The 24,849-nt window shown below is 63.8% G+C and carries 25 protein-coding genes; 4 read left to right on the top strand and 21 right to left on the bottom strand.

Going from position 1 to position 24,849, the window contains the following annotated elements; genetic code table 11:
* Window positions 1-176: 176 nt before the first annotated feature.
* Window positions 177-1,154 carry an NADPH:quinone oxidoreductase family protein gene (locus ACLD02_RS01585; RefSeq protein ID WP_203104111.1) on the top strand — a complete coding sequence of 326 codons (978 nt, stop codon included), beginning with the start codon at window positions 177-179 and terminating at the stop codon, window positions 1,152-1,154.
* A gap of 24 nt (window positions 1,155-1,178) precedes the next feature.
* Here ACLD02_RS01585 and ACLD02_RS01580 read toward each other — a convergent pair whose 3' ends face one another.
* Both ACLD02_RS01580 and ACLD02_RS01575 read right to left on the bottom strand, forming a co-directional pair.
* A complete protein-coding gene (locus ACLD02_RS01580; RefSeq protein ID WP_203104113.1) occupies window positions 1,179-2,513 on the bottom strand; it encodes an ATP-binding protein in 1,335 nt (444 codons plus the stop codon).
* A complete protein-coding gene (locus ACLD02_RS01575) occupies window positions 2,513-3,211 on the bottom strand; it encodes a response regulator (RefSeq protein ID WP_238400967.1) in 699 nt (232 codons plus the stop codon). The genes ACLD02_RS01580 and ACLD02_RS01575 overlap by 1 nt, the downstream gene beginning before the upstream one ends.
* 179 nt (window positions 3,212-3,390) lie before the next feature.
* Here ACLD02_RS01575 and ACLD02_RS01570 point away from each other — a divergent pair, with 179 nt between their 5' ends.
* Window positions 3,391-4,206: a VacJ family lipoprotein gene (locus ACLD02_RS01570; protein WP_410297761.1), complete on the top strand. Its 816-nt coding sequence runs from the start codon at window positions 3,391-3,393 to the stop codon at window positions 4,204-4,206.
* Window positions 4,203-4,457, top strand: coding sequence for a hypothetical protein (locus tag ACLD02_RS01565; protein WP_203104117.1), 255 nt, complete (start codon window positions 4,203-4,205; stop codon window positions 4,455-4,457). The genes ACLD02_RS01570 and ACLD02_RS01565 overlap by 4 nt, the downstream gene beginning before the upstream one ends.
* Window positions 4,458-4,501: 44 nt before the next feature.
* Here ACLD02_RS01565 and ACLD02_RS01560 read toward each other — a convergent pair whose 3' ends face one another.
* Both ACLD02_RS01560 and ACLD02_RS01555 read right to left on the bottom strand, forming a co-directional pair.
* The gene (locus ACLD02_RS01560) at window positions 4,502-4,942 is read right to left on the bottom strand and encodes an acyl-CoA thioesterase (RefSeq protein ID WP_203104119.1); all 441 of its coding nucleotides are present in this window, start codon (window positions 4,940-4,942) and stop codon (window positions 4,502-4,504) included.
* An 8-nt stretch (window positions 4,943-4,950) separates the two neighbouring features.
* On the bottom strand, window positions 4,951-6,240 hold the full coding sequence (locus ACLD02_RS01555) for an ABC transporter substrate-binding protein (protein ID WP_203104121.1): 1,290 nt from the start codon (window positions 6,238-6,240) through the stop codon (window positions 4,951-4,953).
* A 222-nt stretch (window positions 6,241-6,462) separates the two neighbouring features.
* Here ACLD02_RS01555 and ACLD02_RS01550 point away from each other — a divergent pair, with 222 nt between their 5' ends.
* Window positions 6,463-8,073, top strand: a complete 1,611-nt coding sequence (locus tag ACLD02_RS01550; protein WP_410297760.1) for a class I adenylate-forming enzyme family protein — start codon at window positions 6,463-6,465, stop codon at window positions 8,071-8,073.
* A gap of 15 nt (window positions 8,074-8,088) precedes the next feature.
* Here ACLD02_RS01550 and ACLD02_RS01545 read toward each other — a convergent pair whose 3' ends face one another.
* The 17 genes from ACLD02_RS01545 to mnmG form a co-directional block, all read right to left on the bottom strand.
* A complete protein-coding gene (locus ACLD02_RS01545; RefSeq protein WP_410297759.1) occupies window positions 8,089-9,510 on the bottom strand; it encodes a phospholipase D family protein in 1,422 nt (473 codons plus the stop codon).
* Window positions 9,507-9,671: a hypothetical protein gene (locus ACLD02_RS01540; protein ID WP_410297758.1), complete on the bottom strand. Its 165-nt coding sequence runs from the start codon at window positions 9,669-9,671 to the stop codon at window positions 9,507-9,509. Before ACLD02_RS01540 ends, ACLD02_RS01545 begins: the two co-directional genes overlap by 4 nt.
* 98 nt (window positions 9,672-9,769) lie before the next feature.
* A complete protein-coding gene (gene glmS / locus ACLD02_RS01535; RefSeq protein ID WP_203104129.1) occupies window positions 9,770-11,602 on the bottom strand; it encodes a glutamine--fructose-6-phosphate transaminase (isomerizing) in 1,833 nt (610 codons plus the stop codon).
* A gap of 28 nt (window positions 11,603-11,630) precedes the next feature.
* Window positions 11,631-12,989 (bottom strand): bifunctional UDP-N-acetylglucosamine diphosphorylase/glucosamine-1-phosphate N-acetyltransferase GlmU, encoded by a 1,359-nt coding sequence (glmU, locus tag ACLD02_RS01530; RefSeq protein WP_203104131.1) that lies wholly within the window; start codon window positions 12,987-12,989, stop codon window positions 11,631-11,633.
* 96 nt (window positions 12,990-13,085) lie between these two features.
* Window positions 13,086-13,511, bottom strand: coding sequence for a F0F1 ATP synthase subunit epsilon (locus tag ACLD02_RS01525; RefSeq protein ID WP_203104133.1), 426 nt, complete (start codon window positions 13,509-13,511; stop codon window positions 13,086-13,088).
* 21 nt (window positions 13,512-13,532) lie between these two features.
* Entirely contained in the window at window positions 13,533-14,918 is a 1,386-nt protein-coding gene (gene atpD / locus ACLD02_RS01520) for a F0F1 ATP synthase subunit beta (RefSeq protein WP_203104135.1), read from the bottom strand.
* A 49-nt stretch (window positions 14,919-14,967) separates the two neighbouring features.
* Complete coding sequence (gene atpG / locus ACLD02_RS01515; protein ID WP_203104137.1) at window positions 14,968-15,828, bottom strand: F0F1 ATP synthase subunit gamma; 861 nt, start codon at window positions 15,826-15,828, stop codon at window positions 14,968-14,970.
* 23 nt (window positions 15,829-15,851) lie between these two features.
* Window positions 15,852-17,396 (bottom strand): F0F1 ATP synthase subunit alpha, encoded by a 1,545-nt coding sequence (atpA, locus tag ACLD02_RS01510; RefSeq protein WP_203104139.1) that lies wholly within the window; start codon window positions 17,394-17,396, stop codon window positions 15,852-15,854.
* 16 nt (window positions 17,397-17,412) lie between these two features.
* A complete protein-coding gene (locus tag ACLD02_RS01505) occupies window positions 17,413-17,949 on the bottom strand; it encodes a F0F1 ATP synthase subunit delta (RefSeq protein WP_203104142.1) in 537 nt (178 codons plus the stop codon).
* A 19-nt stretch (window positions 17,950-17,968) separates the two neighbouring features.
* On the bottom strand, window positions 17,969-18,439 hold the full coding sequence (locus tag ACLD02_RS01500; protein ID WP_203104144.1) for a F0F1 ATP synthase subunit B: 471 nt from the start codon (window positions 18,437-18,439) through the stop codon (window positions 17,969-17,971).
* Window positions 18,440-18,496: 57 nt separating this feature from the next.
* Window positions 18,497-18,718 (bottom strand): F0F1 ATP synthase subunit C, encoded by a 222-nt coding sequence (atpE, locus tag ACLD02_RS01495; protein WP_138773561.1) that lies wholly within the window; start codon window positions 18,716-18,718, stop codon window positions 18,497-18,499.
* Between the two features lie 45 nt (window positions 18,719-18,763).
* Window positions 18,764-19,672 (bottom strand): F0F1 ATP synthase subunit A, encoded by a 909-nt coding sequence (gene atpB / locus ACLD02_RS01490; protein ID WP_203104146.1) that lies wholly within the window; start codon window positions 19,670-19,672, stop codon window positions 18,764-18,766.
* Window positions 19,673-19,696: 24 nt separating this feature from the next.
* The gene (locus tag ACLD02_RS01485; protein ID WP_338015206.1) at window positions 19,697-20,125 is read right to left on the bottom strand and encodes a hypothetical protein; all 429 of its coding nucleotides are present in this window, start codon (window positions 20,123-20,125) and stop codon (window positions 19,697-19,699) included.
* Window positions 20,126-20,423: 298 nt separating this feature from the next.
* A complete protein-coding gene (locus ACLD02_RS01480) occupies window positions 20,424-21,347 on the bottom strand; it encodes a ParB/RepB/Spo0J family partition protein (RefSeq protein WP_203104148.1) in 924 nt (307 codons plus the stop codon).
* Window positions 21,348-21,376: 29 nt separating this feature from the next.
* Window positions 21,377-22,168, bottom strand: a complete 792-nt coding sequence (locus ACLD02_RS01475) for an AAA family ATPase (RefSeq protein ID WP_203104150.1) — start codon at window positions 22,166-22,168, stop codon at window positions 21,377-21,379.
* Window positions 22,165-22,782, bottom strand: coding sequence for a 16S rRNA (guanine(527)-N(7))-methyltransferase RsmG (gene rsmG / locus ACLD02_RS01470; RefSeq protein ID WP_203104151.1), 618 nt, complete (start codon window positions 22,780-22,782; stop codon window positions 22,165-22,167). The genes ACLD02_RS01475 and rsmG overlap by 4 nt, the downstream gene beginning before the upstream one ends.
* Window positions 22,779-24,665, bottom strand: a complete 1,887-nt coding sequence (mnmG, locus tag ACLD02_RS01465; protein WP_203104153.1) for a tRNA uridine-5-carboxymethylaminomethyl(34) synthesis enzyme MnmG — start codon at window positions 24,663-24,665, stop codon at window positions 22,779-22,781. The genes rsmG and mnmG overlap by 4 nt, the downstream gene beginning before the upstream one ends.
* Between the last annotated feature and the right edge of the window lie 184 nt (window positions 24,666-24,849).

Here is a 24,849-nt window from a genome sequence, read left to right as displayed (position 1 = left end):
GGGATACAAGATGAAGTGATGGCGTAGAGCCGTTCCTGCATCCTGTATCCTGCCCGCCTGTATCGCTTTTCTTTATTCATTCCATTCATGCCCCCTGATGAGCCTTATGCATTTGTTTAATCCGGGGCCCGGGTTTAGCGTGTCCGTTTCACTGTATTAAAGTTCGGGAGAGACGCATGCGCGCCATTCTGTGCAAGGAACTGGGACCGGCGGACAAGCTGGTCATCGAGGACGTGCCCTCGCCGGAGGTGAGCGGTGACGGGGTGAAGGTAAAGGTGAAGGCCGCCGGCCTGAACTTTCCGGACACCCTGATCATCGAGGGCAAGTACCAGATCAAACCGGAGCTGCCGTTCTCCCCCGGGGGTGAAATGGCCGGCGAGATCGTCGAAGTGGGCCCGGATGTGAAACATCTGAAGCCCGGCATGCGGGTCATGGGCCTGACCGGCTACGGCGCCTTCGCCGAGGAAATGGTGGTGGCCGAGAACCGGGTGATTCCGGTGCCCGACAGCATGAGCGATGAAACCGCCGCCGCCTTCAGCATGGTGTACGGCACCAGCTACCACGCGCTCAAGCAGCGCGCCAACATCCAGCCCGGGGAAACCCTGCTGGTGCTCGGCGCCAGCGGCGGCGTGGGCCTGGCCGCGGTGGAGCTGGGTAAGGCCATGGGCGCCACCGTGATCGCCGCCGCCAGCACCGACGACAAGCTGCAGGTGGCCAAGGAAGCCGGCGCCGATGAGCTGATCAACTACAGCGAAGAAGACCTCAAGCAGGCGCTCAAGAGCCGCTACCCGAAAGGCATCGACGTGATCTACGACCCGGTGGGCGACCGCTTCACCGAGCCGGCATTGCGCAACATGGCCTGGAATGGCCGCTTCCTGATCGTCGGCTTCGCCGCCGGTGAAATTCCCAGGATTCCCGCCAACCTGGCTCTGCTCAAGGGTTGCAGCATCGTCGGCGTGTTCTGGGGTGCCTTCACCCAGCACGAGCCGAAGGAGCACATCCAGAACGTGAAGGAGCTGATGCAGCTGTTCGCCGAGGGCAAGATCGATCCCCGCGTCAGCGAGGTGTTCCCGTTCGAACAGTACGAGGACGCCCTGGCGGCGCTCACCTCGCGCCGCGCCAAGGGCAAGGTGGTGCTCAAGGTCAGCGACTGATCCGGCCAGCGGAGCCCGGCGGCCTTAATCGCCGCCGGGCAGCCGGATGGTGGCGCACAGGCCACCGCCGGCCCGGTTACCGAGCGTCAGGGTACCGCCTTCCTCGACGATCAACGCCCGCGCGGTGGCTAGGCCGAGGCCGACGCCGCCGGTGGCACGGTTACGGGAAGGCTCAAGCCGGTAGAACGGCTCCATCACCTTCTCCAACTGGGTCTCCGGCAAACCCGGGCCGCGATCGCACACCCGCAGAATCACCTGCCCGCCCTCATGGCGCTGCTCCAGGGTCGCCGCGCCGGCGTACTTGAGCGCGTTGTCGATAAGATTGGTGAGCGCCCGTTTCAGGCCCCCCGGCCGGCCGAAATGCACCCGCCTGCCACCTCCCTCGCAACTCACCGGTAACCCCTGGTCGGCATAGTCCTCCACCAGCGTCAGCAGCAACTCGCCGAGATCGAAGCAGGTCGGTGATTCCTTCAGCGTATCGTCGCGGAAGAACACCAGGGCGGCGTTGATCATTGCCTGCATTTCATCGATATCCCGAAACAGCCGGCTCTGCTGCTTGCGGTCACCGACGAACTCTCCGCGCAGGCGCATGCGCGTGAGCGGCGCGCGCAGGTCGTGGGAAATCGCCGCCAGCATCTGCGTGCGATCCGCGACCAGCCGCTGAATCCGTGCCTGCATGGCGTTGAACGCCAGGGTCGCTTCACGCAGTTCATAAGGCCCCTGCGCAGGTATCGGCGGCGCCTGAATATCGGCGCCGAACCGGCGCGCCGCGCGGGTGAACGCCTGCAAGGGCCGGGCCAGGCGGCGGGTCGCCACCCAGGCCACCAACAGGGTGGAAATCAGAACCAGCACCAGCGTCACCAGAGCCCGGGGTACCGGCTCCAGCCCCCAGCTGCGCGGCGCGATGAACGCCACCCAACTGCCGTCACGCAGCTCCAGGGCCAGCAGATAGCCCTTGTCGGCGTCGTCATCGCTACGATCTTCCGGTTGCACCACCCAGACCCCCGCGTTCTCCCGGCCCAGGTGCTCGCGCAGCGTATCGGTTCCATCATGGAAACGAAGGTCCGGGCCCTGGGGCAGGTCCAGGGTCGCCAGATCCGGGCTCCAGCGCACCCGGTAATCCGGGTCATGGCTGGTGGCCGCCTCCGCCAGCGCCGGTCGCAACGACGACGGCGCCGCTTCCAGCACCCGCGCCAGCGACGCCACCTCCCTGAGCAGATTGGTGCGATCCAGGGCCGGGCGCGCCCACACCCCGGCCAGTTCGATGAACAGCATGTTCAACATCAGCGACACCGCCATGGCGAGCACGATGGTCAGCGCGATCCAGCCCACCACCGTATCCCGCCGCCGGGGTCGCATCAGCCCCGTTCCACGGCACAATCGAACAGATAGCCGCCGTTGCGCACGGTACGAATGATGGTGGGGTTACGGCTGTCCTGCTCCACCTTGCGGCGCAGCCGGCTGACCTGAACATCGATGCTTCGATCGAAGGCTTCGTGGCCCTGGCCACGCGCCAGGGTGAGCAGTTGTTCCCGGGTGAGCACCCGCTGGGGGTTGTCGAGAAACACCATCAGCAAATCGAATTCACCATTGGACAACGGCACCATGACACCGTCCGGTGTGCGCAGCTCGCGGCGGGTTTGATCCACCCGCCAGCCACGGAATGAAACCCGTGGCCCATGATCCCGCGCGCTGACCGCACTGCGGCGCAGCACCGCCCGTACCCGCGCCAGCAGTTCCCGGGCATCGAAGGGTTTGGCCACGTAATCGTCAGCGCCCAGCTCCAACCCGACAATACGGTCGCTGAGTTGATCCATGGCCGTGACCATGATGGTCGGCGTGGGGCAGGTATTGCGCATCCGCCGGCACAGATCCAGGCCGCCCTCGCCGGGCAGCATCAGGTCGAGAATCACCAGATCCGGCCGGTGACGACGCAATGCGGCCCACATGGCCTCGCCGTCGGAGGCCAGCGCCACCCGATAACCGTGCTGCATGAAAAAGCGCTTCAGCAGCGAACGTATCTCGGCGTCGTCATCGACGATCAGAAGCGTGCTCAAGGGCGGTGTCCGTTGGAAACATTCAATCCGCTAGAAAAGTACGATCAAACCCCGGGTGAACACAAATATTTCAATCCGGCAATAAAGTGTCGCCGTGGCAATCAACCGGACATACCCGGGCAAGACGCGGGCTCTAGTGTTCAATGCTCTCCCAAAGCCGGTGATGGAGTTGAGCCACCGTGATTGAACGACGCCCGCCTGCCCGGACGCGCCCGCTGATCGTGGGCCTTTTGCTGATTTTTCTGGGCGCCTGCGCCCACACGCCCGATAACAATCCCGCCGCGCCCCCCGGTGAGGTAGCGGTGCACGACCCCGCCGAGCCGGTGAACCGGGTGTTGTTCGGTTTCAACCGGGTGGTCGACAACTGGCTGCTGAAGCCATTGGCCACCGCCTATGGCTGGTTACCCGAGCCGGTCAACGACGGCGTGCACAACGTGGTGACCAACCTGAGTGAACCCGGGGTATTCATCAACGACCTGCTGCAAGGCAACGGCCGCCGTTCGGCGAACACCCTGGGCCGATTCCTGACCAACAGCACCGTGGGCGTACTCGGCATTTTCGACGTGGCCTCCCACTGGCGCATGCCCTACCACGATGCGGACATGGGCCAGACCCTGGGCGTATGGGGCATTGGTGACGGCCCCATCATCGAGCTGCCGTTGCTCGGTTCCAGCAACAGCCGGGACGCCACGGGCCGGGTGATCGGGCTGTTCCTGGACCCGTTCGGCCAGACCGACAGCGAAACCGTGGACACCATCAAGACCGGCAAGCGGGTGGCCGGAACCCTGGACAATCGCTATCAGGCCCTGCCGCTGACCGACCGCCTGGAGCAAAGCCCGGATTATTACCAGGCGATGCGCGACTACATCGCCCGTCGGCGCGCGGAGCTGGTGTTCGAGGGCCGGGTCGGCGCGGTGGCCCCGGAAGCCGCCAACGACGATGCCACGGCGTCACCGGAACAGCGGCCCACGCCGGCCGGGGCCGAGGCGCCATGATCGGCGAACAGGAAGTGGAAACCCTGGTTCTGTCGCGCCATCAGGAGCGCGGCAGCGACCGACTGATTTACCGCGAGCGGCGGCTCAGCCTCACCGGTGATGGCCGGCTACGGCTGAACCACTACGAGGAACACTACCGCCCTTCCCGGTCACGGCGACGGGAACACAGCGTCACGGTGTCCCTGGAAGAGTTCGAACGGTGGCTGGTGAACACCGGCCACCATGAGCGGGGCTCCGGAGATCGCGACTGAAGTCGCTCCTACGACCGCTACTGTAGGAGCGGCTTCCGTCGCGATCAGCTACCGCTCTGATCGACCAGCACCTCCGGCGCCCCCTCCTCGAGAGCGGCGCGGACATCGTCCGGCACCGGGGTTTTCTCGAACGGTTCGGTGCGCATCATCACGTACACCACTTCCGCGCGGCACAATGGCGTGCCATCCGCGACCCGCGCCAGATCCATCTCCAGCACGAAAGAGGTATTGCCCACCTTGAGCGCGCGCACACGGGCATCGAGGACATCATCGAACACCGCGCTGGCGCGCCATTCCAGGGTCAGCTTGACCACCTGATTGTCCAGGCCGCGCGCCAGCAGCGCGTTGTAATCGCGGCCCAGGGCGCGCATGAATTCAGTCGTGGCCAGGTCAACGTAGTCCGCGTAACGGGCATTGAACACCACCTTCTGGGTGTCGCATTCGTTGTAGCGGACCCGGAAACGGAACCGGAAGGGTTCGCTCATGGGGTCTCCTATTCCAATTGTTCGGGGCGGTTGTGACGGCGCCGTTCCGCCAGCCATTGCTGATGTGCCGGTGCCGCGTCGTCGCCGGACATGCTATTGATGATTTCGAAGAAATTCTGCCGGTATTCGTCCTGCATCACCTGATCGCGGGGTTTGATGCGTACCGCGTAAACCGACTGCACATTCTGGTGATCGAAGGCGCGCCAGTATTGTTCGTCCTTGAGCAGACTGTAGTGGTGACCCTCCAGGGCCCGGCGCACGGAGGCGGTATTGAAGCTGTTGGCGCGCTCCACCGCATCCTTCCATTGATAGACAATACTGTAGGCGGAAGCCGCCGAGGTGGAAGGCCGGGTGCGGTAGCGCTTCGAGAAACGCTCGACGAACTGGCGACCGCGCGGGTAATCGAATTCGTAGGGCACGTTCCAGGTCCAGGGCGCGGCGCCGATCACGCCGGCCATGATGAAGGGACCGGTCTGTTCCACCATGCTCAGGGTGAGATTGGGCACCACGATCTGCATGCGCTTGGGCAGATCCATCTGCTGGGCGATGGTCATGCCATGCACCATCTGCTCGCCGAACAGCACCATCACCAACACCTCGGCGTCGCTCTCGGCGGCGGCTTTCACCGCTTCCTGGATTTCGTGATAGCGCCCCCCCGGAAAGGGCACCAGCACCGAACCATGGCGGCGTTCATCGGTGGTGCCGGTAAGCTCGCGCATGGAGGCCTCGGTGGTGTGCCCCCAGGTGTAGTCGGCGGTGACGTAGTAGTAGGTCTTGTCGCCGTATTCCCGCTTAAGGTAATCGCCCAACACGCGGGCCGCCATCCAGGCGCTGTAGCATTCCCGGAACATGCCCAGGTGGCCGTCCTTGCCGGTGGTGTCGTTGGAGTAGGTGAGCGTGCCGAAGTAGAGCAGATTGTGGCGCCGGGCCTGCTCGCTGGCGGCGATGGCCACGCTGCTGGAAGAGCCGCCGAACAGCATCGCCACCCCCTCCGCGGCCAGCTCGTCCACGTTGGCGCGGGCCCGATCCGCCTGGGAGGCGGAATCCCGGTCGAGCAGTTCCAGGGGCCGGCCGAATACGCCTCCGGCGGCGTTGATCTCTTCCACCGCCATCAGGGCGCCACGCTTCTGCATCAGCCCTTCTTCCCGGTATTCACCGGTGTGCGGGTAATTCAGCCCCAGTTTCACCGGCGCCGCCGCGCCGGCCACGCCAGCCCAGAAGGCGGCGCTCAGTACCAGCACGGCGGCGGCCAGCCGCGACACGCGGGTCCGGACCCGCTCCCCATGTTTGCATTCCATGACCATCCCCTCTTTTTATTATCGTCATTGATCCGCTATTCCGAGCATTAGCACAGGCTCTAGGTAGAGGTTATTAGCCATTGGTCGATCCGGCTAACGGTTTTGTCACCTGGCGGTATTGAGCGAGGACATACCCAATAGTATGCTCGACGGCCTAATTTAAAACAAAATTCCACAATTGACGGCCAGAGGCCCCGCGCCACCGGCCTTCGGGAGAGTTCGATGACCTCTATCAGTGATGCCATGCCGGTATACGCCCCCTCCCTGCCGGAAGATGATTTCGTCTCCATCCCTCAACGGTTGCAGGAACTGGCGGACCGGCAGCCGGACCATCCGGCGGTCCACGACGAGACCGGCACGCTGACCTGGCGGGAGTTCGTCGACGGCGTCAACCGGGTCGCCAACCGGCTGCGCGCGGCGGGCCTGAGCAGGGGCGACACCGTGGCCGGCCTGTCCGAGAACAGCGCCCGTTACCTGACGCTGTTCATGGGCACCCTCACCGCTGGCGGCTGCATGGTGCCGCTGTCCGGCATGGCCGCCGGCGAAACCCTGGCGCTGATGATCAACGACTGCGACGCCCGTTTCCTGTTCGTTTCCGACAAGCACCGGACCTTGATCGAACCGCTGTTGGACAGCCTGCACAACGTGGACCCGGCCCAGCGCGTGGCGCTGGATTTCCAGGGGCGGGGCTGGCTGGGCTTCGAGGAGTGGCTGGGCGACGCCGGCGCCGGGGCCCCGGACCATACGCCGTCCCTGAACGATCCGTTCAACATCATCTACAGCTCCGGCACCACCGGCGTGCCCAAGGGTATTCTCCATGATCACCGACTGCGTGCCCGTCACGTGGAACGCGGCCATGCTCTGGGCTATGACCAGAGCGCGGTGACCCTGGTGTCGACGCCACTGTACTCCAACACCACCCTGGTGGCGGTGCTGCCCACCCTGTTCGGCGGCGGCACCATCGTCAGCATGGCCAAGTTCAATGCCCATCGTTTCCTGGAGCTGGCCGAGGAATATCGCGCCACCCACGCCATGCTGGTTCCGGTGCAGTACCAGCGCATCCTGGCTGAGCCGGACTTCGACCGCTTCGACCTGAGCAGCTTCAAGATGAAGTTCTCCACCAGCGCGCCGCTGCGTGGCCATGTGATCACCGACGCCATGAAGCGTTGGCCGGGCAACATCATCGAGTTTTACGGCCTCACCGAGGGCGGTGTCACCACCACCCTGAACTGCGCCGAGAACCCCACCAAATGGGATACCGTGGGCAAGGCCAGCCCGGGCTGCGAGCTGCGCATCATCGACGAGGACCTCAAGGAAGTGCCGGCCGGTGAAATTGGCGAGATCGTCGGCCGCAGCGGTGCCATGATGCGCGGTTACTACAAACGCGAAGGCAAGACCAATGAGCTGCTGTGGACCAGCCCGGACGGCGAGGTGTTCTACCGCACCGGTGACATGGGGCGCCTGGACGAGGACGGCTTCCTGTCGGTGCTGGACCGCCGCAAGGACATGATCATCTCCGGGGGCTTCAATATTTACGCGGAGGATCTGGAGCGGGTGCTGCTCAAGCACGAGGCGGTGGCCGACGCGGCGGTGATCGCCATTCCCAGCGAGCAGTGGGGAGAAACACCACTGGGGCTGGTGGTACTGGCCGAAGAGGCCGATACCGACCTGGAGACAATCCTCGAGTGGGCCAACGAACGCCTCGGCAAGGGCCAGCGCCTGTCCGGGCTGGAGCGCCGCGATGAGCTGCCGCGCAGTACCATCGGCAAAATCCTCAAGCGCGAACTGCGCGACCCCTACTGGAAGGATCGCGAACAGGCCACCCGGGACTAGCAGGGCCCGTTCACACTACAGCAGCCTTTCGATCGGCAGCAGGCCGAAGAAACGCGACGCCAGCCAGCGTGCCTTGGTGACCTGGGGTTCCCGGTGTGATTGCACCGGCCCCCGGGCATCACCGGCGCCCCACACCAGGCGCCGGCGCTCGTCCAGGCTCACCCGATAGCTGTTCTGCGGCGCCATGCCTTCCTCCACGAACGCCGCCACCCGGGCCGCCAGCGCCTCGGAATTCACGTAGTAGCCCATCTCCGTGTTCAGGTTGGCCGAGCGCGGGTCCAGATTGAATGAACCCACGAACAGCTCGCGGCGGTCCAGCACCATGGCCTTGGTGTGCAGCGCCGACTTTGAGTGCCCCGGCTTCAGGCGTGCAAGATGGCGGCCGGTACGCGCATTGGGCTGCAGCTCATGGACTTCGACACCGGCCTCCACCAGGGCGCGCCGATAATGCGCGTAGGCGGCGTGGGCGGCAATCACATCGTTGGTGGCCAGGCTGTTGGTGAGCAGCCCGATGCGGGCGCCGCGACGGTGCAGGTCGGCCAGGGTGGCGACGAAGTCGTCGCCGGGGATGAAATAGCCCGCTTCGATCAGGATTTCGCGCAGTGAGCGCCGGCTGAGCAACCTTGCCAGTTGATCGCCCATCAAACGCTGGGTGGCGCCTTTGGCCTTGTCCGGCGGGTCGAACAATAGTGCCGCCGGGGCCTGGATCTGGCGCTCGTCGGCGGCCGCCACCACCGCCTGGGAACGCTCAAGATCCTGTTCGTAATGATACGGAAACCCGTCCAGGTCACGGCGCCACGCCTGCAGCTCGTCCCAGAGCCGGTCAGCGTCCGCCTCCGAGCGATGCTTGAGCTGTCGCAGGTGCACGGTGACGTCGCTGTTCCAGTAGCTATCGAAGGCGGCTCGGGTTTCCTCGACGATCGGGCCCCGGGCATACATATCCAGATCGCGAAAGTTGGCGTCCGGGTGCACCCCGAAATAATGCTCGGAGATGTTGCGGCCACCGACGATGGCGTGTTCACCATCGGCGATCCAGGCCTTGTTGTGCATGCGGTGGTTGAGGCGCGGGGCGTGATAGAGCCACTGAATAATGTGCTTGTAGCGGCCCCGGAACGGATTGAACAGGCGGATCTCCACCTTGGGGTGGGCGTTGAGGGCCGCCCATTTGACGTCGCGCCCGAGCTGGTTGGCGTGGTCCAGCAGCAAGCGCACGCGCACGCCGCGTCGTGCCGCCTCAAGGGCACGGTGCACCAGCAGCTTGCCGATGGTGTCGTCGTCCCAGATATAGTATTGAAGGTCCAGGGTCTTTTCCGCCAGCCGCGCGGTGGCGGCCCGCAGGGCGAAGGCTTCCTCGCTGTCGGGCAACAGGCAGAACCGGGATTGGCGAACCCGCGACGTGGGCGCGTCGGCGCCTTCCCGGTCGGCGCGGTCACTCATGCTTTGGGCTTCAGGCTGTCGCGAATTTCTCGAAGCAGGATGATGTCTTCCGGGATCTCCGGGGTGGGCGGCGTGGCCACCGGCGCCGCTTGCTCTTCCTTGCGTTTCATGCGGTTGAGACCGCGCACCGCGAATTCGCGGAATTCCTTCATGATCGCCATATCGTTCCCTTCCTGTTCAGGGCCCGGGCCGGGTCAGAAATCATCTTAGCCCGGATGGCGCCGCCGGCAAATCACGGCCACGAAAACAACGAAAACGATTACTCCACGGTCACCGATTTGGCCAGGTTGCGGGGCTGGTCCACGTCGGTGCCGCGCAGCACCGCCACGTGGTAGCTGAGCAGCTGCAGGGGCACGGTGTAGACGATCGGCGCGATGCTTTCCGGCACCGCCGGCAGGTGAAGCACGTGAATGCCCTCGCCGTCGGACACCCGGGCGTGCTTGTCGGCGAACAGATAGAGCTCGCCGCCACGGGCGCGTACTTCCTGGAGGTTGGACTTGAGCTTTTCCAGAAGCTCATCGTTGGGTGCCACCGCCACCACCGGCATTTCCTTGTCCACCAGAGCCAGGGGGCCGTGTTTCAGTTCACCGGCCGGGTAGGCTTCGGCATGGATGTAGGAGATCTCCTTGAGCTTGAGCGCCCCCTCCATGGCCACCGGGAACTGTACGCCACGGCCCAGGAACAGGGTGTGATGCTTCTCCACGAAAGCCCGGGACAGCGCCTCGATGGGCTTGTCCAGGGCGGCGGCCTGTTCGATCAGATTGGGCAGCTGGCGCAGCTCGTCCAGAATCTCGCCGATGCGTTCATCGCTCAAACCATGGCGGCGGCCGAGCGCCAGTACCAGCATCATCAAACCGGCCAGCTGGGTGGTGAACGCCTTGGTGGAAGCGACACCGATTTCCGGGCCGGCCTTGGTCAGGAAGGTGAGCTCGGACTCGCGCACCAGGGAAGAGCCGTCCACATTGCAGATCGCCAGCCGGCCCACGTAGTTGTCCGAGTTGGTGTCGCGCAGGGCGGCCAGGGTGTCGGCGGTTTCGCCGCTCTGGGAAATGGTCACGAACAGGGTACCTTCCGGTACCACATGCTGGCGGTAGCGGAACTCGCTGGCTACCTCCACCTGGCAGGGCAGGCCGGCCATGGCTTCCAGCCAGTACCGCGCCACCATGCCGGCGTGGTAGCTGGTGCCGCAGGCAACGATCTGCACCGTCTTGACCCGGTCGAAAATAGCTTCCGCCCGTTCGCCGAAAGCGGCGCTGACCGCGTCCGGTGATTCGATGCGATCCTGCAGAGTGCGTTGAATGGCCGCCGGCTGCTCGAAGATCTCCTTCTGCATGAAGTGCCGGTATTCGCCTTTCTCCACGTCCTCGTGGGCGCCGTCGAATTCGTGCACCTCCCGTTCCACCGGGGTGCCGTCCACATCGACGATGGCGACCCGGTCGACGGTCAACTCCACCAGATCCCCTTCTTCCAGGAAGATGAAGCGGTTGGTCACCGGCAGCAGGGCCAGTTGATCGGAAGCCACGTAGTTCTCGTCGATGCCCAGGCCCACCACCAGTGGCGAACCGGAACGCACCGCCACCAGGCGGTCCGGCTCGCGTTGGTCAATCACGCCCAGCGCATAGGCACCCTGCAATTGTTTCACCGCCTTCTGCACCGCCCGCAGGAGGTCGCCGCCGGTTTCTTCCAGAGTACGGTGCACCAGGTGGGCGATCACCTCGGTGTCGGTTTGTGACTGGAACCGGTAGCCCTCGGCTTCCAGCTCGTCCTTGAGTTCCTGGAAATTCTCGATGATGCCGTTGTGCACCACCGCCAGGCCATCACCGGACAGGTGCGGATGGGCGTTCGCCTCCGAGGGGCGGCCATGAGTGGCCCAGCGGGTATGGGCGATCCCCAGAAAGCCGGCGCTGTTTTGCGCGTGTACCGCCTCCTCGAGGGCGGCCACCTTGCCCTGGCGGCGCACCCGTTGCAGGCCGTTGGCATTGACCAACGCCACGCCGGCACTGTCGTAGCCACGGTATTCCAGCCGTTTGAGACCGGTAATCAGAATATTGGTGACATTACGCTGGGCAATGGCGCCGACGATTCCACACATGAACCTTTCCTTTCGTTCCGCCGAAACCCTATTTCTTGGTGGGGCGCGGCCAGTTTTCAATGTTGCGCTGCTGGCCCCGCGCCACCGCCAGCCCGTTGTCGGGCACGTCCTTGGTGATCACGCTGCCGGCACCCACGGTGGCATTTTCGCCCACCGTCACCGGCGCCACCAGGGAACTGTTGGAACCGACGAAGACACCGTCCTTGAGCACGGTCTGGAACTTGTTGACGCCGTCGTAGTTGCAAGTGATGGTGCCGGCGCCCACATTGACGCCTTTGCCGATGCGACTGTCGCCGATGTAGGTCAGATGGTTGACCTTGGAACCTTCCCCGATGACGGCTTTCTTGGTTTCCACGAAGTTGCCAATCTTGGCGCCACCGGCCAGCTCGGTGCCTGGGCGCAGGCGAGCAAACGGGCCCACCTGGCAGTGATCGCCCACAGTGGCGCCGTCAATCACGGAATGGGGTTCCACCACCACGCCGGCGCCAAGCACCGCGTCGCGGATCACGCAGTGCGCGCCCACGCGCGTACCCGGTCCGATGGACACCCGCCCTTCCAGAATCACGTTCACATCCAGCGTCACGTCGCTGGAGACCTCCGCCTCGCCACGAATATCAAGGCGGGCCGGGTCGAGCACGGTGACGCCGGCGCGCATCAGCGCCTCGGCACGCACACCCTGGTAGACCCGTTCCAGGCGCGCCAGTTGCACCCGATCGTTGACGCCGTCCACTTCCCAGGCGTGGTCCGGCTGGTCCACCACGATCTCCATGCCGGAATCCACCGCCATGGCGATCAGGTCGGTGAGATAGTACTCACCCTGGGCGTTGCTGTTGGAAAGCCGGGGCAGGCTGTCGTTGAGGAAGCGGCGGGTGCAGGCGAGGATGCCGGTGTTGATTTCGCGGATGCGCTTTTCATCGTCGCTGGCATCCTTTTGCTCGACGATGCGGGTCACCCGGTCGTCGCCGTCACGCACCACCCGGCCGTAGCCGGACGGATCGTCCAGTTCCAGGGTCATCAGCGCCAGGCTGTGGTCGTTGACGCGATCCACGAAGCGACGCAGGGTCTCCGGCTGAATCAGCGGCACGTCACCATAAAGCACCAGCACCACATCCTCATTGAGGTGGGGCAGCGCCTGGGCCACGGCATGGCCGGTGCCGAGCTGCTCGGCCTGCTCCGCCCATTGCAGACGCTCGCCGGAAACCGCCTCGCGAACCCGGTCTCCACCGTGGCCATGGACAATCACCGTGTTGGCCGGCGATAGCGCGCCGGCGGCGTCGACCACATGCTGCACCATGGGCCGCCCGGCGATCGGATGCAGCACCTTGGGAAGCTCGGATTTCATGCGGGTTCCCTTGCCCGCGGCAAGAATCACAACCGCTAAACTCATACTCCGTTCCTTTGAGTTCCGTTGTCCGCTGTGGCGGCTACAAAAAAGGGCGGCCCGTAGCCACCCTTCTTCGTAACCTTGCCGGCCGCTCGCGTATTACCGCTTGGCCATTTTCTTGATCTGCTCGATGGTGCGCAACCGGGCGGTCGCCTCGGCCAGCGCGGCGGCGGCGCGGGTGTAGTCCATCTCCGCGTTCTTGCCTTCCAGGGCATCCTTGGCGTGCTGCTTGGCGCGCTCGGCGTCCGCTTCGTCCATGTCCTGGGCGCGCTCGGCGGTGTCCGCCAGCACGGTGACCAGTTTCGGCTGCACTTCCAGGAAGCCGCCGGAGACGTAGAACACCTGCTCTTCGCCGTTCTGCGTTTTCACACGCACCGGGCCGGGCTTGAGGCGGGTCAGCAGCGGAGCGTGACCGGGCATCACGCCCAGGTCACCTTCCACGCCGGCGGCCACTACCATTTCCACCAGGCCTGAGAACAACTGTCTTTCGGCACTAACAATGTCGCAATGCACGGTCATCGCCATTTGGGTTCCTCCCCGTGCAGGTTACTTGTCACCGCGTTGGTTGTAAGCCTCTACAACTTCGTCGATGGAGCCCTTCATGTAGAAGTCCTGCTCGGGGATGTGGTCGTAGTCACCGTTCAGGATACCCTGGAAGGAACGGATCGTCTCCTTCAGCGATACATATTTGCCCGGTGAGCCGGTGAACACTTCCGCCACGAAGAACGGCTGGGACAGGAAACGCTCGATTTTCCGAGCCCGGGAGACGGTGGTCTTGTCGTCCTCGGAGAGTTCGTCCATGCCCAGGATCGCGATGATGTCCTTGAGCTCCTTGTAGCGCTGCAGCACGGTTTGCACGCCGCGAGCCGCTTCATAGTGCTCCTGGCCAATCACCAGCGGATCGAGCTGGCGGGAGGTGGAATCCAGCGGGTCGATCGCCGGGTAGATACCCTTGGAGGCGATGTCCCGGCTCAGTACCACGGTGGCGTCCAGGTGGGCGAAGGTGGTCGCCGGGGACGGGTCGGTCAAGTCATCCGCGGGTACGTATACCGCCTGTACGGAGGTAATGGAGCCGGTCTTGGTGGAGGTGATCCGCTCCTGCAGGACGCCCATCTCTTCCGCCAGGGTCGGCTGGTAACCCACCGCCGACGGCATCCGGCCGAGCAGCGCGGATACTTCGGTACCGGCCAGGGTGTAACGGTAGATGTTGTCCACGAAGAACAGCACGTCGCGGCCTTCGTCCCGGAACTTCTCGGCCATGGTCAGACCGGTCAGCGCCACGCGCAGACGGTTACCCGGCGGCTCGTTCATCTGACCGTAAACCAGGGACACCTTATCCAGTACGTTGGAGTCCTTCATCTCGTGGTAGAAGTCGTTACCCTCACGGGTACGCTCACCCACGCCGGCGAACACGGAGAAGCCGGAGTGCTCGATGGCGATGTTCCGGATCAGCTCCATCATGTTCACGGTCTTGCCCACGCCGGCGCCGCCGAACAGGCCGACCTTACCGCCTTTGGCGAAAGGACACACCAGGTCGATCACCTTGATGCCGGTTTCAAGCAGTTCGTTGGTGGCTGCCTGATCCGCGTAAGAGGGCGCTTCACGGTGGATGGCCATGCGCTCGTCTTCACCGATGGGGCCGGCTTCGTCGATCGGGCGACCCAGCACGTCCATGATCCGGCCCAGGGTCTTGGTGCCCACCGGCACCTGAATCGGCTCGCCGGTGTCGGTCACGTCCAGGCCCCGCTTCAGGCCTTCGGTGGAGCCCATGGCGATGGTGCGCACCACGCCGTCACCCAGCTGCTGCTGAACTTCCAGGGTGGTTTCGGTACCGTCCACGGTGAGTGCGTCATACACCTTGGGCACGGACTCGCGCGGGAATTCGACGTCGATCACAGCACCGATGATCTGAACAATACGACCGCTACTCATGCTTGCATCCTCTTAACTTGCGTTTCTCGCCGCTTGTTTTCGCACACCCTTATACAGCGGCGGCACCACCAACGATTTCGGAAATTTCCTGCGTAATGGCAGCCTGGCGCGCCTTGTTGTACACCAGTTGGAGATCGTTGATGATCTCGCCGGCGTTGTCGCTGGCGGCCTTCATCGCCACCATCCGCGCGGCCTGTTCGCAGGCATTGTTCTCAACCACGCCCTGATAGACCTGGGATTCGATGAAGCGCACCAGCAACTCGTCGAGCAGCTCCTTGGGCGCCGGTTCGTAGATGTAATCCCAGTGACGCTTGAGCTCCTCGTCCGCGCCTGGCTCCAACGGCAGCAGGCGGATGGTTTTGGGCTTCTGCGTCATGGTGTTCACGAACTCGTTGTACACGATGTACAGCCGGTCGATCTCACCGTTCTCGTAGGCGTCCAGCATCACCTTGATGGACCCGATCAGGTCGCTCAGGTAAGGCGCGTCGCCGAGGCCGCTGACCGAGGCCTCGACCTTGCCGCCGACACTTCTGAAAAAGGCCAGCCCCTTGGAGCCCACCACGCAGTGCTGGACCTTGGCGCCCTTTTCTTCCCACTCACGGGCATCCTTCACCACGCTTTTCAGCAGGTTCACGTTCAGGCCGCCGGCCAGCCCCCGGTCGGAGGTGACGACGATGTAGCCGACGTTCTTGACGTCCCGTTCCTGCAGGTAGATGTGCCGGTATTCCAGATCAGCGTTGGCAAGATGGGCCACCACCTGGCGCATGCGGGTCGCGTAAGGCTTGCTGGCCTCCATGCGCTCCTGCGCCTTGCGCATCTTGCTGGCCGCCACCATTTCCATCGCACGGGTGATCTTCTTCGTGCTCTGGACGCTGGCGATCTTGCCCTTGATCTCTTTACCGCTAGCCATAGGACTGATCCTTTCTCAGCGAATTACCAGGTTTGGGTGGCCTTGAACTGCTCGATGGCCTCCTTGATGCCGGCCTCGATCTCGTCGTTGTAGTCACCCTTTTCGTTGATTTTTTCCATCAACGCTTTCTGTTCGCTGTTCATGTAATCCAGCAGTGACGCCTCGAAGGAACCGATCTTCTCGATCTCGATGCCTTTCAGGTAGCCGTTGTTGGCGGCGTAGAGCACCACGCCCATTTCCGCCACGGACATCGGGCTGTACTGCTTTTGCTTCATCAGTTCGGTGACGGCCTGGCCGTGCTCGAGCTGTTCGCGGGTGGCTTCGTCCAGGTCGGAAGCGAACTGGGCGAACGCCGCCAGCTCCCGGTACTGGGCCAGTGCCAGACGAATACCGCCACCAAGCTTCTTGATGATCTTGGTCTGGGCCGCGCCACCTACCCGGGATACCGAGACACCGGCGTTCATCGCCGGGCGGATGCCGGAGTTGAACAGGCTGGTTTCCAGGAAGATCTGACCGTCGGTAATGGAGATCACGTTGGTCGGTACGAAGGCGGAAACGTCACCGGCCTGGGTCTCGATGATCGGCAGTGCGGTCAGGGAACCGGTTTTGCCTTTCACTTCGCCATTGGTGAAGTTCTCGACGAATTCCTCGTTTACCTTGGCGGCGCGCTCCAGCAGACGGGAGTGCAGGTAGAACACGTCACCGGGGTAAGCTTCGCGGCCCGGCGGGCGGCGCAGCAGCAGGGAGATCTGGCGGTAGGCCCAGGCCTGCTTGGTGAGGTCATCGTAAACGATCAGCGCGTCTTCACCGCGATCGCGGAAGTATTCGCCCATGGCGCAACCGGCGAACGGAGCCAGGAACTGCATGGAAGCGGGATCGGAGGCGGAAGCGGCGACGATGATGGTGTTGTCCATGGCGCCGTGCTCTTCGAGCTTGCGTACCACGCCGGCGATGGTGGACTGTTTCTGACCAATGGCCACGTAGATACACTTAATACCAGAGTCTTTCTGGTTAATGATGGTATCCACGGCGACGGCGGTCTTACCGATCTGACGGTCACCAATGATCAGCTCACGCTGGCCGCGGCCGATCGGGGTCATGGCGTCGATGGACTTGAGACCGGTTTGTACCGGCTCGTTCACCTCACGGCGCCAGATCACGCCCGGGGCCACTTTTTCCACCGCGTCGGTGACGGCGGCGTTGACCGGGCCCTTGCCATCCACCGGGTTGCCCAGGGCGTCGACCACGCGACCGAGCAGCTCGGGGCCCACCGGCACTTCCAGAATGCGGCCGGTGCACTTCACCTTCTGGCCTTCGGCCAGGCCCAGGTAATCACCCAGTACCACGGCGCCGACGGAGTCCTGCTCCAGGTTGAGGGCCATGCCGTAGATGCCGCCCTCAAACTCGATCATCTCGCCGAACATCACGTCGGCCAGACCATGAATGCGCACGATACCATCGGATACGGATACCACCGTACCTTCGTTCCGTGCCTCGGTGGAGGTATCAAGTTTCGCGATGCGCGACTTGATAATCTCGCTGATTTCGGACGGGTTGAGTTGCTGCATCTCTAATCCCTCAAACTCAAGAGTTCAGTTGCTCTGCCAGACGATCGAGTCGGCCTCGCACACTGCCATCAATTACGGTGTCGCCGGCTCGCACAAGCACGCCACCAATGAGTGACTCATCCACGCCGGTGGACACCTGCACCTCCTGGCCCAGGCGCTGCTTGAGCGCCGCCACCAGCTTCTCGGTTTCGGCGTCATCCAGCTCGAACGCGGCGATCAGTTCCACATCGGTGATGCGCTGATCCGCGGCCAGCAGCTCGTGAAACAACACCCGGACGGTGGGCAACAGCGCCAGACGCTTGTTGGCCGCCAACTGAGTGATGAAGTTACGGGCGCCTTCGTTGAGCTCGTCGCCGCAGACCTCGATGAACGCCTCGGCCTGCTGGGCACGGTCCAGCTCGGGCTGGTCCAGATAGGCGCGCATGTCGGCGTCCCGCGCCACTGCCGCCGCCAGGCCCAGCATCTGTTCCCACTCCGCCAGACCGTTCTGTTCCTTGGCGAACAGAAACGCGGCCTTGGCGTAGGGGCGTGCGATGGTGGTCAATTCAGCCATGGGGTGCCATCCCTATCACTCAGAGTTGAGCCGCCAGGTCGTCGAGCAGCTGCTTGTGACTGTCGCGATTTACTTCGCGGGCCAGCACTTGTTCGGCGCCACTCAAAGCCAGAGCGGACACCTCTTTACGCAGCTCCTCACGGGCGCGGTTGATTTCCTGATCGATCTCGGACTGGGCCTTGGCGATCAGACGCTCGCCCTCGACGCGGGCCTGATCCTTGGCTTCCTCGACGATCTGGTTGGCGCGCTTGTTGGCCTGCTCGATGATCTCGGCGGCCTTGTCCTTCGCGTCCTTGAGATTGGCTGACGCCTTTTCCTGTGCCAGCTCCAGATCGCGCTCCGCGCGATCAGCGGCGCTCAAACCTTCGGCGATCTTCTGCTTGCGCTCATCCAGGGCCCGGGAAATGGGCGGCCAGACGAACTTCATGCAGAAGGCGACAAACAGAGCGAACCAGATGGCCTGGCCAATTAGTGTCGCATTAATGTTCATGCCAACACCTCAGCATTACGTAGATTTCCCTGAACCGGGGCTCGGTTGAATCGCGTCTTACAGGAAAATCAGCAGGAAGGCGATGGCGATACCGATAATCGGCACGGCGTCCAGCAGGCCCGCGATGATGAACATGCGGGTTTGCAGCATCGGACCCAGTTCCGGCTGGCGAGCCACGGATTCCAGGAACCGACCGCCCATCAGACCGAAGCCGATACCGGCGCCGATGCCCGCCATGCCAGCAACCAGTGCAGCCGCGAGAAGGTTTACATCTTCCATCTTTACACTCCCGTTAAGTGCTTCAGTTGAGTTAGGAAACGTTGCTTAGTGCTCTTCCACCGCCATGCTCAGGTAGACGATGGTCAGCACCATGAAAATGAAGGCCTGCAGGGTGATCACCAGAATATGGAACACCGCCCAGGGCCAGGCCGCGATGGCCTGCCAGGTGCCCATCATGCCGGCCACCAGGATGAATACGAATTCGCCGGCATACATGTTGCCGAACAGCCGCAAGCCCAGGGATACCGGCTTGGCGAGCAGGGAAATGGTTTCCAGCACCAGGTTGATCGGCAGCAAAGCGATCTTGCCCACGGTGCTACCGGCCTCGAACGGCTTGAAGCTCAGCTCACCCAGGAAGCCGCCCACGCCCTTGACCTTGATGGTGTAGAAGATCACCAGGAAGAACACACAGATCGACATCGACAGGGTGATGTTCGGGTCGGTGGTCGGCACGATGCGGAAATAGGCTTCGTGGGCACTCCAGCCGAAGAAGGTGGTCATGATCCACTGGAACGTCATGGGAACCACATCCACCGGAATAAGGTCCATGAGGTTCATGACGAACACCCAACAGAAGATCACCAGGGAAAGCGGGGCGATCAGCTTGCTCTTGCCATGGAAGGAGTCGCGAACCTGGCCGTCGACGAATTCGATGATCAGTTCGACGAAGTTCATCATGCCGGAAGGGGTGTTGGGGCTGGCCTTGCGGGCCATTAGCCAGAACAGCAGGCACATCAGGATGCCGAGACCGCCGGACCAGGCCATGGAATCCACGTGGATGGCGGCGAAGCCCATGTCGCTGGCTTCCTGGGCGTTGCAGGCGAAGGTCCAGGTGGCGTCGCTCAGCGTTTCCTCGTGACCGTGACAGCTTCGCTCATAACCGGCGGGCAATTGGCCATAGGTGAGGTTTCCCAAATGGTGCTTGATGTACTCGCTGGCGGAGCTCGCTGCCATATCGATACCTACAGTCTGTCCAGTCTAGTCGTCTTGACCATCCGGCCCCGTTCCCAGGCGCCGGTCCAGGCGCGCGACCTGGACCCAACCGGCGATCTGCGCCAGCAGAAAGCCAAGAAACAGAACCACTACATGTGTCAGTTCGCGCGCCTCCGGCACCTTGGCGAAGGTGAGGCCGAACAGCGCCAGCATGATCACCACCTTGCCGGCCTCGGCCCGCAGGGCGGCGCCCGCCATCCGCTCAGGCGCGCGATTACCCGGGTGCAGCCACACTTGGAAGCCACCCCAGGCGTATGCGATCAGGCTGATAATGCCGCCCCAGACGGCCGCGAGGCCCGGACTGAAGCCGGCAAAGACGGTAACCAGACCGGCGAACAAAATCGCGCTGCTGATTTGGGCGCGCATCAACCCCCAGAACAAGGTTCTGCGGGCTCGCTCATCAAAATTGGCCACCGTGCTCCCGTGTTTCGCTGCTGACATCACCGGGGTGTGTCAGGAGAAGGTCGCGGGTACCCCCTGATCTTTGGCGCGGGAAGTATATGGGGAAGGTATACCGGTATCAACCGGCGCAGGCCGATTGTTTGACCCGAATGGACCGGAATCAGCGCAAAATTTGAACAGACGCTCTTTTCTATACAAAAGAACGTTTTTTGTGGTCGGAACGATGGCGTATTGATACGCCTCCCCGGCCACTGCGTCAAGCGGGTTGATTAATGCACGGGGAAAAAGGTCCATCCCGTGGGCCGGGACGCTATTTGATATGGGCGAGGATGCCGTCCAGCTCATCCAGGTTGTTGTAGCTGATCACCAGCTTACCCTTGCCGCCATTACCCTGCTGGATCTGCACCGGAGCACCGAGGCGGTCGGACAGATCGTTGATCAGGTGGCGCACATTGGGGTCTTCCCGGGAGGGCGCCGGCCGGGCCGGCTTCTCCTTCTCGAGCTCGCGCACCAGGGCCTCGGTCTGGCGCACCGACAACCCCTTGGCGACCACCGTGCGAGCCGCCTCCACCTGCTTGGCGCCGGACAGCGCCAGCAGCGCCCGGGCGTGGCCCATTTCCAGATCGCCGTGTTCGAGCAGCTTCTTGGTGTCCGCCTCAAGGCTCATCAGGCGCAACAGATTGGTGACCATGGCCCGGGACTTGCCCACCGCGTCGGCCACCTGCTGGTGAGTGAGACCAAACTCCTCCTTCAGACGCGACAGCGCCAGGGCCTCCTCCATGGGATTGAGGTTCTCGCGCTGGATGTTCTCGATCAGCGCCATGGCGATGGCGGCTTCGTCCGGCACCTCGCGGATGACGGCGGGAATCACGTCCAGTTCCGCCATCTGGGCGGCGCGCCAGCGCCGCTCCCCGGCAATGATCTCGTAGCGGTCCTCACCCATCGGGCGCACCACGATGGGCTGCATCACGCCCTGGGCACGGATCGACTCCGCCAGCTCTTCCAAGGCGTCGGCGGACATGTCCTTGCGCGGCTGGTAACGGCCACGCTGCATGAACTCCACCGGCAGGTGGCGCAGCTCGCCGTCGCGCGGCGGTCGCCGGCCGGCCTGGGCGGCGGACGGCTGGTCGCCGTCTTCCAGGGTCACTTCGTCGGGGTGCTCCTGGTAGGCCGCGTTGCTGCTCAACAGGGCATCGAGCCCCTTGCTCAGGCCGCGTTTACGCTTTGCCGCCATAGTCGGATCTCACTCAAGTCGGTTCTTGCTTATGCCTGCTGGGGTTTCCGCATCGCCTGTTCACGACGCAGAATCTCGCCGGCCAGCGCCAGATAGCTGACCGCGCCGCGGGATTTGGGATCATAGGTGATCACCGGCGCGCCATGGCTGGGCGCCTCCGCCAGCCGCACGTTGCGCGGGATGATGGTGCGGTAGACCTTGTCGCCGAAATGGCTGATCAGCTGATTGGAAACGTCATTGGACAGGCTGTTGCGCGGGTCGTACATGGTGCGCAGCAGGCCGCCGATGTGCAGCTTCGGGTTCAGCACCGAACGGATTTTCTCGATGGTGTTCATCAGCGAGGTGAGCCCCTCCAGCGCGTAGTACTCGCACTGGATCGGCACGATCACCGAGTCCGCGGCGGTGAGCGCGTTGACGGTGAGCATGTTCAGCGAAGGCGGGCAGTCGATGATGATGTAATCGTAATCGTCGCGGATTCTGGCCAGGGCGTTGCGCAGGCGGAACTCGCGCATTTTCATGTCCAATAGCTGGACTTCGGCGGCGGTCAGATCGCCGTTGGCGGCGATCAGGTCGAAACCGGAGTCCTCCGGCGTGCCCACCAGCGCCTGCTCCACGTCCACGTCGCCCATCAGCACCTCATGGACGGTGTATTCCGGCTCGTACTTGTCCACGCCGGCGCCACTGGTGGCGTTGCCCTGGGGGTCGATGTCCACCAGCAGCACCTTTTTGCGCGTGGCCGCCAGGGAGGCGGCCAGGTTGACGCTGCTGGTGGTCTTGCCCACTCCGCCTTTCTGGTTGGCAATGGCAAAAACGGTGGTCACTGCGGTCTCCTTATGATCACCAGCACGCGGGTTTCCGCCAGCCCCGGCACGGCCAGGGGTTCCACGCGCGCGGTCCAGCCGACCGGCAGCTCGGCCAGTTCGCGCTCCACGGCGGTCGCCTTCATGGCCAGAACGCGGGTTTCCGGCGCGATCAGGGGCCCCGTGACCGCCAGCATATCGGACAGGGCGGCGAAGGCGCGGCTGATAATCTGTGATGGAGCCTTACGGTACTGTTCCACGCGGGCGTGCACAACCTCCACGTTGTCCAGGCCCAGCTCACGCCGGGCCTGGCGCACGAAACGCGCCTTCTTGCCATTGCCGTCGAGCAGCGTGAAGGCCTGCTCCGGGCGGGCGATGGCCAGGGGGATGCCGGGCAGGCCGGCGCCGGTGCCCACATCCAGAGTGTCACCGTCGCCCAGGTGAGGCAGCACCGCCAGGGAATCGAGCAGATGCCGGGCGATCATCTCGCCCGGGTCACGCACCGCGGTGAGATTGAAGGCACGGTTCCATTTCACCAGCAGGTCCCGGTAGGCAAGCAGCGCCGTCACCTGGTCCTCGTTCAGCGCCAGTTCCAGTTCACTCAGGCCGCCGGCCAGGCGGTCCCGGTCACTCATGCCTGGCGGGCCGTCTGGTGCTGGTGCTTCTTGAGGAAGATCAGCAACAGGGAAATCGCCGCCGGGGTAACGCCGGGAATCCTGCCCGCCTGGCCGATGGTGGCCGGGCGCACCTCGGTGAGCTTCTGCTTGACCTCATTGGACAGGCCCTTGACCGACGCGTAGTCGAAACCCTCCGGCAGCGGCTGATCCTCGGCGGCGCGCAACCTGGCGATCTCCGCTTCCTGGCGGTCGATATAGCCGGCGTATTTGGCGACGATCTCCACCTGTTCGATCACCGCGTCGGCGGCCGGCACCAGACCGGCGGCCTCGGCCAACGGTCGATAGGTCAGTTCCGGGCGCTTGAGCAGCTCCATGAGGTTGTATTCATGGGGCAACGGCTTGTCGAGCAGGATGTTGACGCGCTCCGCCTCCGGAGTCCCGGGGCGCACCCAGGTCGCCTTGAGACGCGCCTGCTCCTGTTCCATGCCCTCACGCTTGGCGCAATAGGCGGCCCAGCGCTCATCGTCCACCAGACCCAGCTCACGGCCCCGTTCGGTGAGGCGCAGATCGGCGTTGTCCTCGCGTAGCAGCAGGCGGTATTCCGCCCGGCTGGTGAACATCCGGTAGGGTTCGCGGGTGCCCATGGTGATCAGATCATCCACCAGCACACCGATGTAGGCCTCGTCCCGGCGCGGCGTCCAGGCGTCCTGTTCCTGGCTCAGGCGCGCCGCGTTCAGGCCCGCCAGCAACCCCTGGGCGCCGGCTTCCTCGTAGCCGGTGGTGCCGTTGATCTGGCCGGCGAAGAACAGCCCGGGCATGTGCTTGGTCTCCAGGCTGTGCTTGAGGTCCTGGGGGTTGAAGTAGTCGTACTCAATGGCGTAGCCGGGCCGGGTGATGTGGGCGTTCTCGAAGCCACGGATGGAGCGCACCGCCTCCATCTGCACATCGAACGGCAAACTGGTGGAAATACCGTTGGGGTACAGTTCGTGGGTATCGAGCCCTTCCGGCTCGACGAAGATCTGGTGGCTGGTCTTTTCCGGGTAGCGGTTGACCTTATCCTCGATGGACGGGCAATAACGGGGCCCCGTGCCTTCGATAACGCCGGTGAACATGGGGCTGCGGTCAAAGCCGGCGCGGATGATGTCGTGGGTACGCTCATTGGTGTGGGTAATAAAGCAGCAGGTCTGGCGGGGGTGCTCCTCCACCCGACCCAGGTAGCTCATTACCGGCAGCGGGTCATCGCCCCACTGCTGTTCCATTACCGAGAAATCCACGGTCTTGCCGTCGATGCGCGGCGGCGTGCCGGTCTTCAGGCGGTCAACCCGGAACGGCAGCTCGCGCAGGCGCCGGGCCAGGGCGTTGGAGGGCTGATCCCCGGCGCGGCCGCCCTGGTGGTTGTCCAGCCCCACGTGGATGACGCCGCCCAGGAAGGTGCCGGCGGTGAGCACCACGGCGTCGGCGCGGAAACGCAGCCCCATATTGGTGACCGCGCCCACGCAGCGACCGTTTTCCACGATCAGATCATCCACCGCCTGCTGGAACAGGGTCAGGTGGGGCTGGTTTTCCAGGATGCCCCGGATCGCCGCCTTGTAGCGCACCCGGTCGGCCTGGGCGCGGGTGGCGCGCACCGCCGGCCCCTTGCGGGCGTTGAGCACCCGGAACTGGATGCCGCCCCGGTCGGTGGCGCGGGCCATGGCGCCGCCCAGGGCGTCGATCTCGCGCACCAGGTGGCTCTTGCCGATGCCACCGATGGCCGGGTTGCAACTCATCTGCCCGAGCGTCTCGATGTTGTGGGTGAGCAGCACCGTGTCCACGCCCATGCGGGCCGCCGCCAGGGCCGCCTCGGTGCCGGCATGGCCGCCGCCAATCACGATGACGCCGAATCGATGGGGGTATTCCATGGGGATGCTCTCTCCGCACGCCGGGCGCGCGTTTAAAATATGATCAGATCGGGCGCGCTAGTATAATCCGAACACGCCTAATTTAAAGGCTCATCGCGTCAGGAGCGGCTTCAGCCGCGATAACCGGGCGATGATCGCGGCTGAAGCCGCTCCTGACGCCCTTTGCCGCGCCTTCAGGAACCGT

Source organism: Alloalcanivorax sp. C16-2 (genome assembly GCF_046507615.1).
Lineage (GTDB): Bacteria > Pseudomonadota > Gammaproteobacteria > Pseudomonadales > Alcanivoracaceae > Alloalcanivorax > Alloalcanivorax marinus_A.
The sequence above is the reverse complement of the archived record's forward strand: the minus strand, read 5'-3'. Positions and strand labels throughout refer to the sequence as shown.

Excerpts from the sequence above, each read along its gene's own strand:
- ACLD02_RS01585 (WP_203104111.1), top strand. The coding sequence starts at position 177 with ATGCGCGCCATTCTGTGCAAGGAACTGGGACCGGCGGACAAGCTGGTC.
- ACLD02_RS01580 (WP_203104113.1), bottom strand. The coding sequence starts at position 2,513 with ATGCGACCCCGGCGGCGGGATACGGTGGTGGGCTGGATCGCGCTGACC.
- ACLD02_RS01565 (WP_203104117.1), top strand. The coding sequence starts at position 4,203 with ATGATCGGCGAACAGGAAGTGGAAACCCTGGTTCTGTCGCGCCATCAG.
- ACLD02_RS01560 (WP_203104119.1), bottom strand. The coding sequence starts at position 4,942 with ATGAGCGAACCCTTCCGGTTCCGTTTCCGGGTCCGCTACAACGAATGC.
- ACLD02_RS01555 (WP_203104121.1), bottom strand. The coding sequence starts at position 6,240 with ATGGAATGCAAACATGGGGAGCGGGTCCGGACCCGCGTGTCGCGGCTG.
- ACLD02_RS01550 (WP_410297760.1), top strand. The coding sequence starts at position 6,463 with ATGACCTCTATCAGTGATGCCATGCCGGTATACGCCCCCTCCCTGCCG.
- ACLD02_RS01545 (WP_410297759.1), bottom strand. The coding sequence starts at position 9,510 with ATGAGTGACCGCGCCGACCGGGAAGGCGCCGACGCGCCCACGTCGCGG.
- ACLD02_RS01540 (WP_410297758.1), bottom strand. The coding sequence starts at position 9,671 with ATGGCGATCATGAAGGAATTCCGCGAATTCGCGGTGCGCGGTCTCAAC.
- glmS (WP_203104129.1), bottom strand. The coding sequence starts at position 11,602 with ATGTGTGGAATCGTCGGCGCCATTGCCCAGCGTAATGTCACCAATATT.
- glmU (WP_203104131.1), bottom strand. The coding sequence starts at position 12,989 with ATGAGTTTAGCGGTTGTGATTCTTGCCGCGGGCAAGGGAACCCGCATG.
- ACLD02_RS01525 (WP_203104133.1), bottom strand. The coding sequence starts at position 13,511 with ATGGCGATGACCGTGCATTGCGACATTGTTAGTGCCGAAAGACAGTTG.
- atpD (WP_203104135.1), bottom strand. The coding sequence starts at position 14,918 with ATGAGTAGCGGTCGTATTGTTCAGATCATCGGTGCTGTGATCGACGTC.
- atpG (WP_203104137.1), bottom strand. The coding sequence starts at position 15,828 with ATGGCTAGCGGTAAAGAGATCAAGGGCAAGATCGCCAGCGTCCAGAGC.
- atpA (WP_203104139.1), bottom strand. The coding sequence starts at position 17,396 with ATGCAGCAACTCAACCCGTCCGAAATCAGCGAGATTATCAAGTCGCGC.
- ACLD02_RS01505 (WP_203104142.1), bottom strand. The coding sequence starts at position 17,949 with ATGGCTGAATTGACCACCATCGCACGCCCCTACGCCAAGGCCGCGTTT.
- ACLD02_RS01500 (WP_203104144.1), bottom strand. The coding sequence starts at position 18,439 with ATGAACATTAATGCGACACTAATTGGCCAGGCCATCTGGTTCGCTCTG.
- atpE (WP_138773561.1), bottom strand. The coding sequence starts at position 18,718 with ATGGAAGATGTAAACCTTCTCGCGGCTGCACTGGTTGCTGGCATGGCG.
- atpB (WP_203104146.1), bottom strand. The coding sequence starts at position 19,672 with ATGGCAGCGAGCTCCGCCAGCGAGTACATCAAGCACCATTTGGGAAAC.
- ACLD02_RS01480 (WP_203104148.1), bottom strand. The coding sequence starts at position 21,347 with ATGGCGGCAAAGCGTAAACGCGGCCTGAGCAAGGGGCTCGATGCCCTG.
- rsmG (WP_203104151.1), bottom strand. The coding sequence starts at position 22,782 with ATGAGTGACCGGGACCGCCTGGCCGGCGGCCTGAGTGAACTGGAACTG.
- mnmG (WP_203104153.1), bottom strand. The coding sequence starts at position 24,665 with ATGGAATACCCCCATCGATTCGGCGTCATCGTGATTGGCGGCGGCCAT.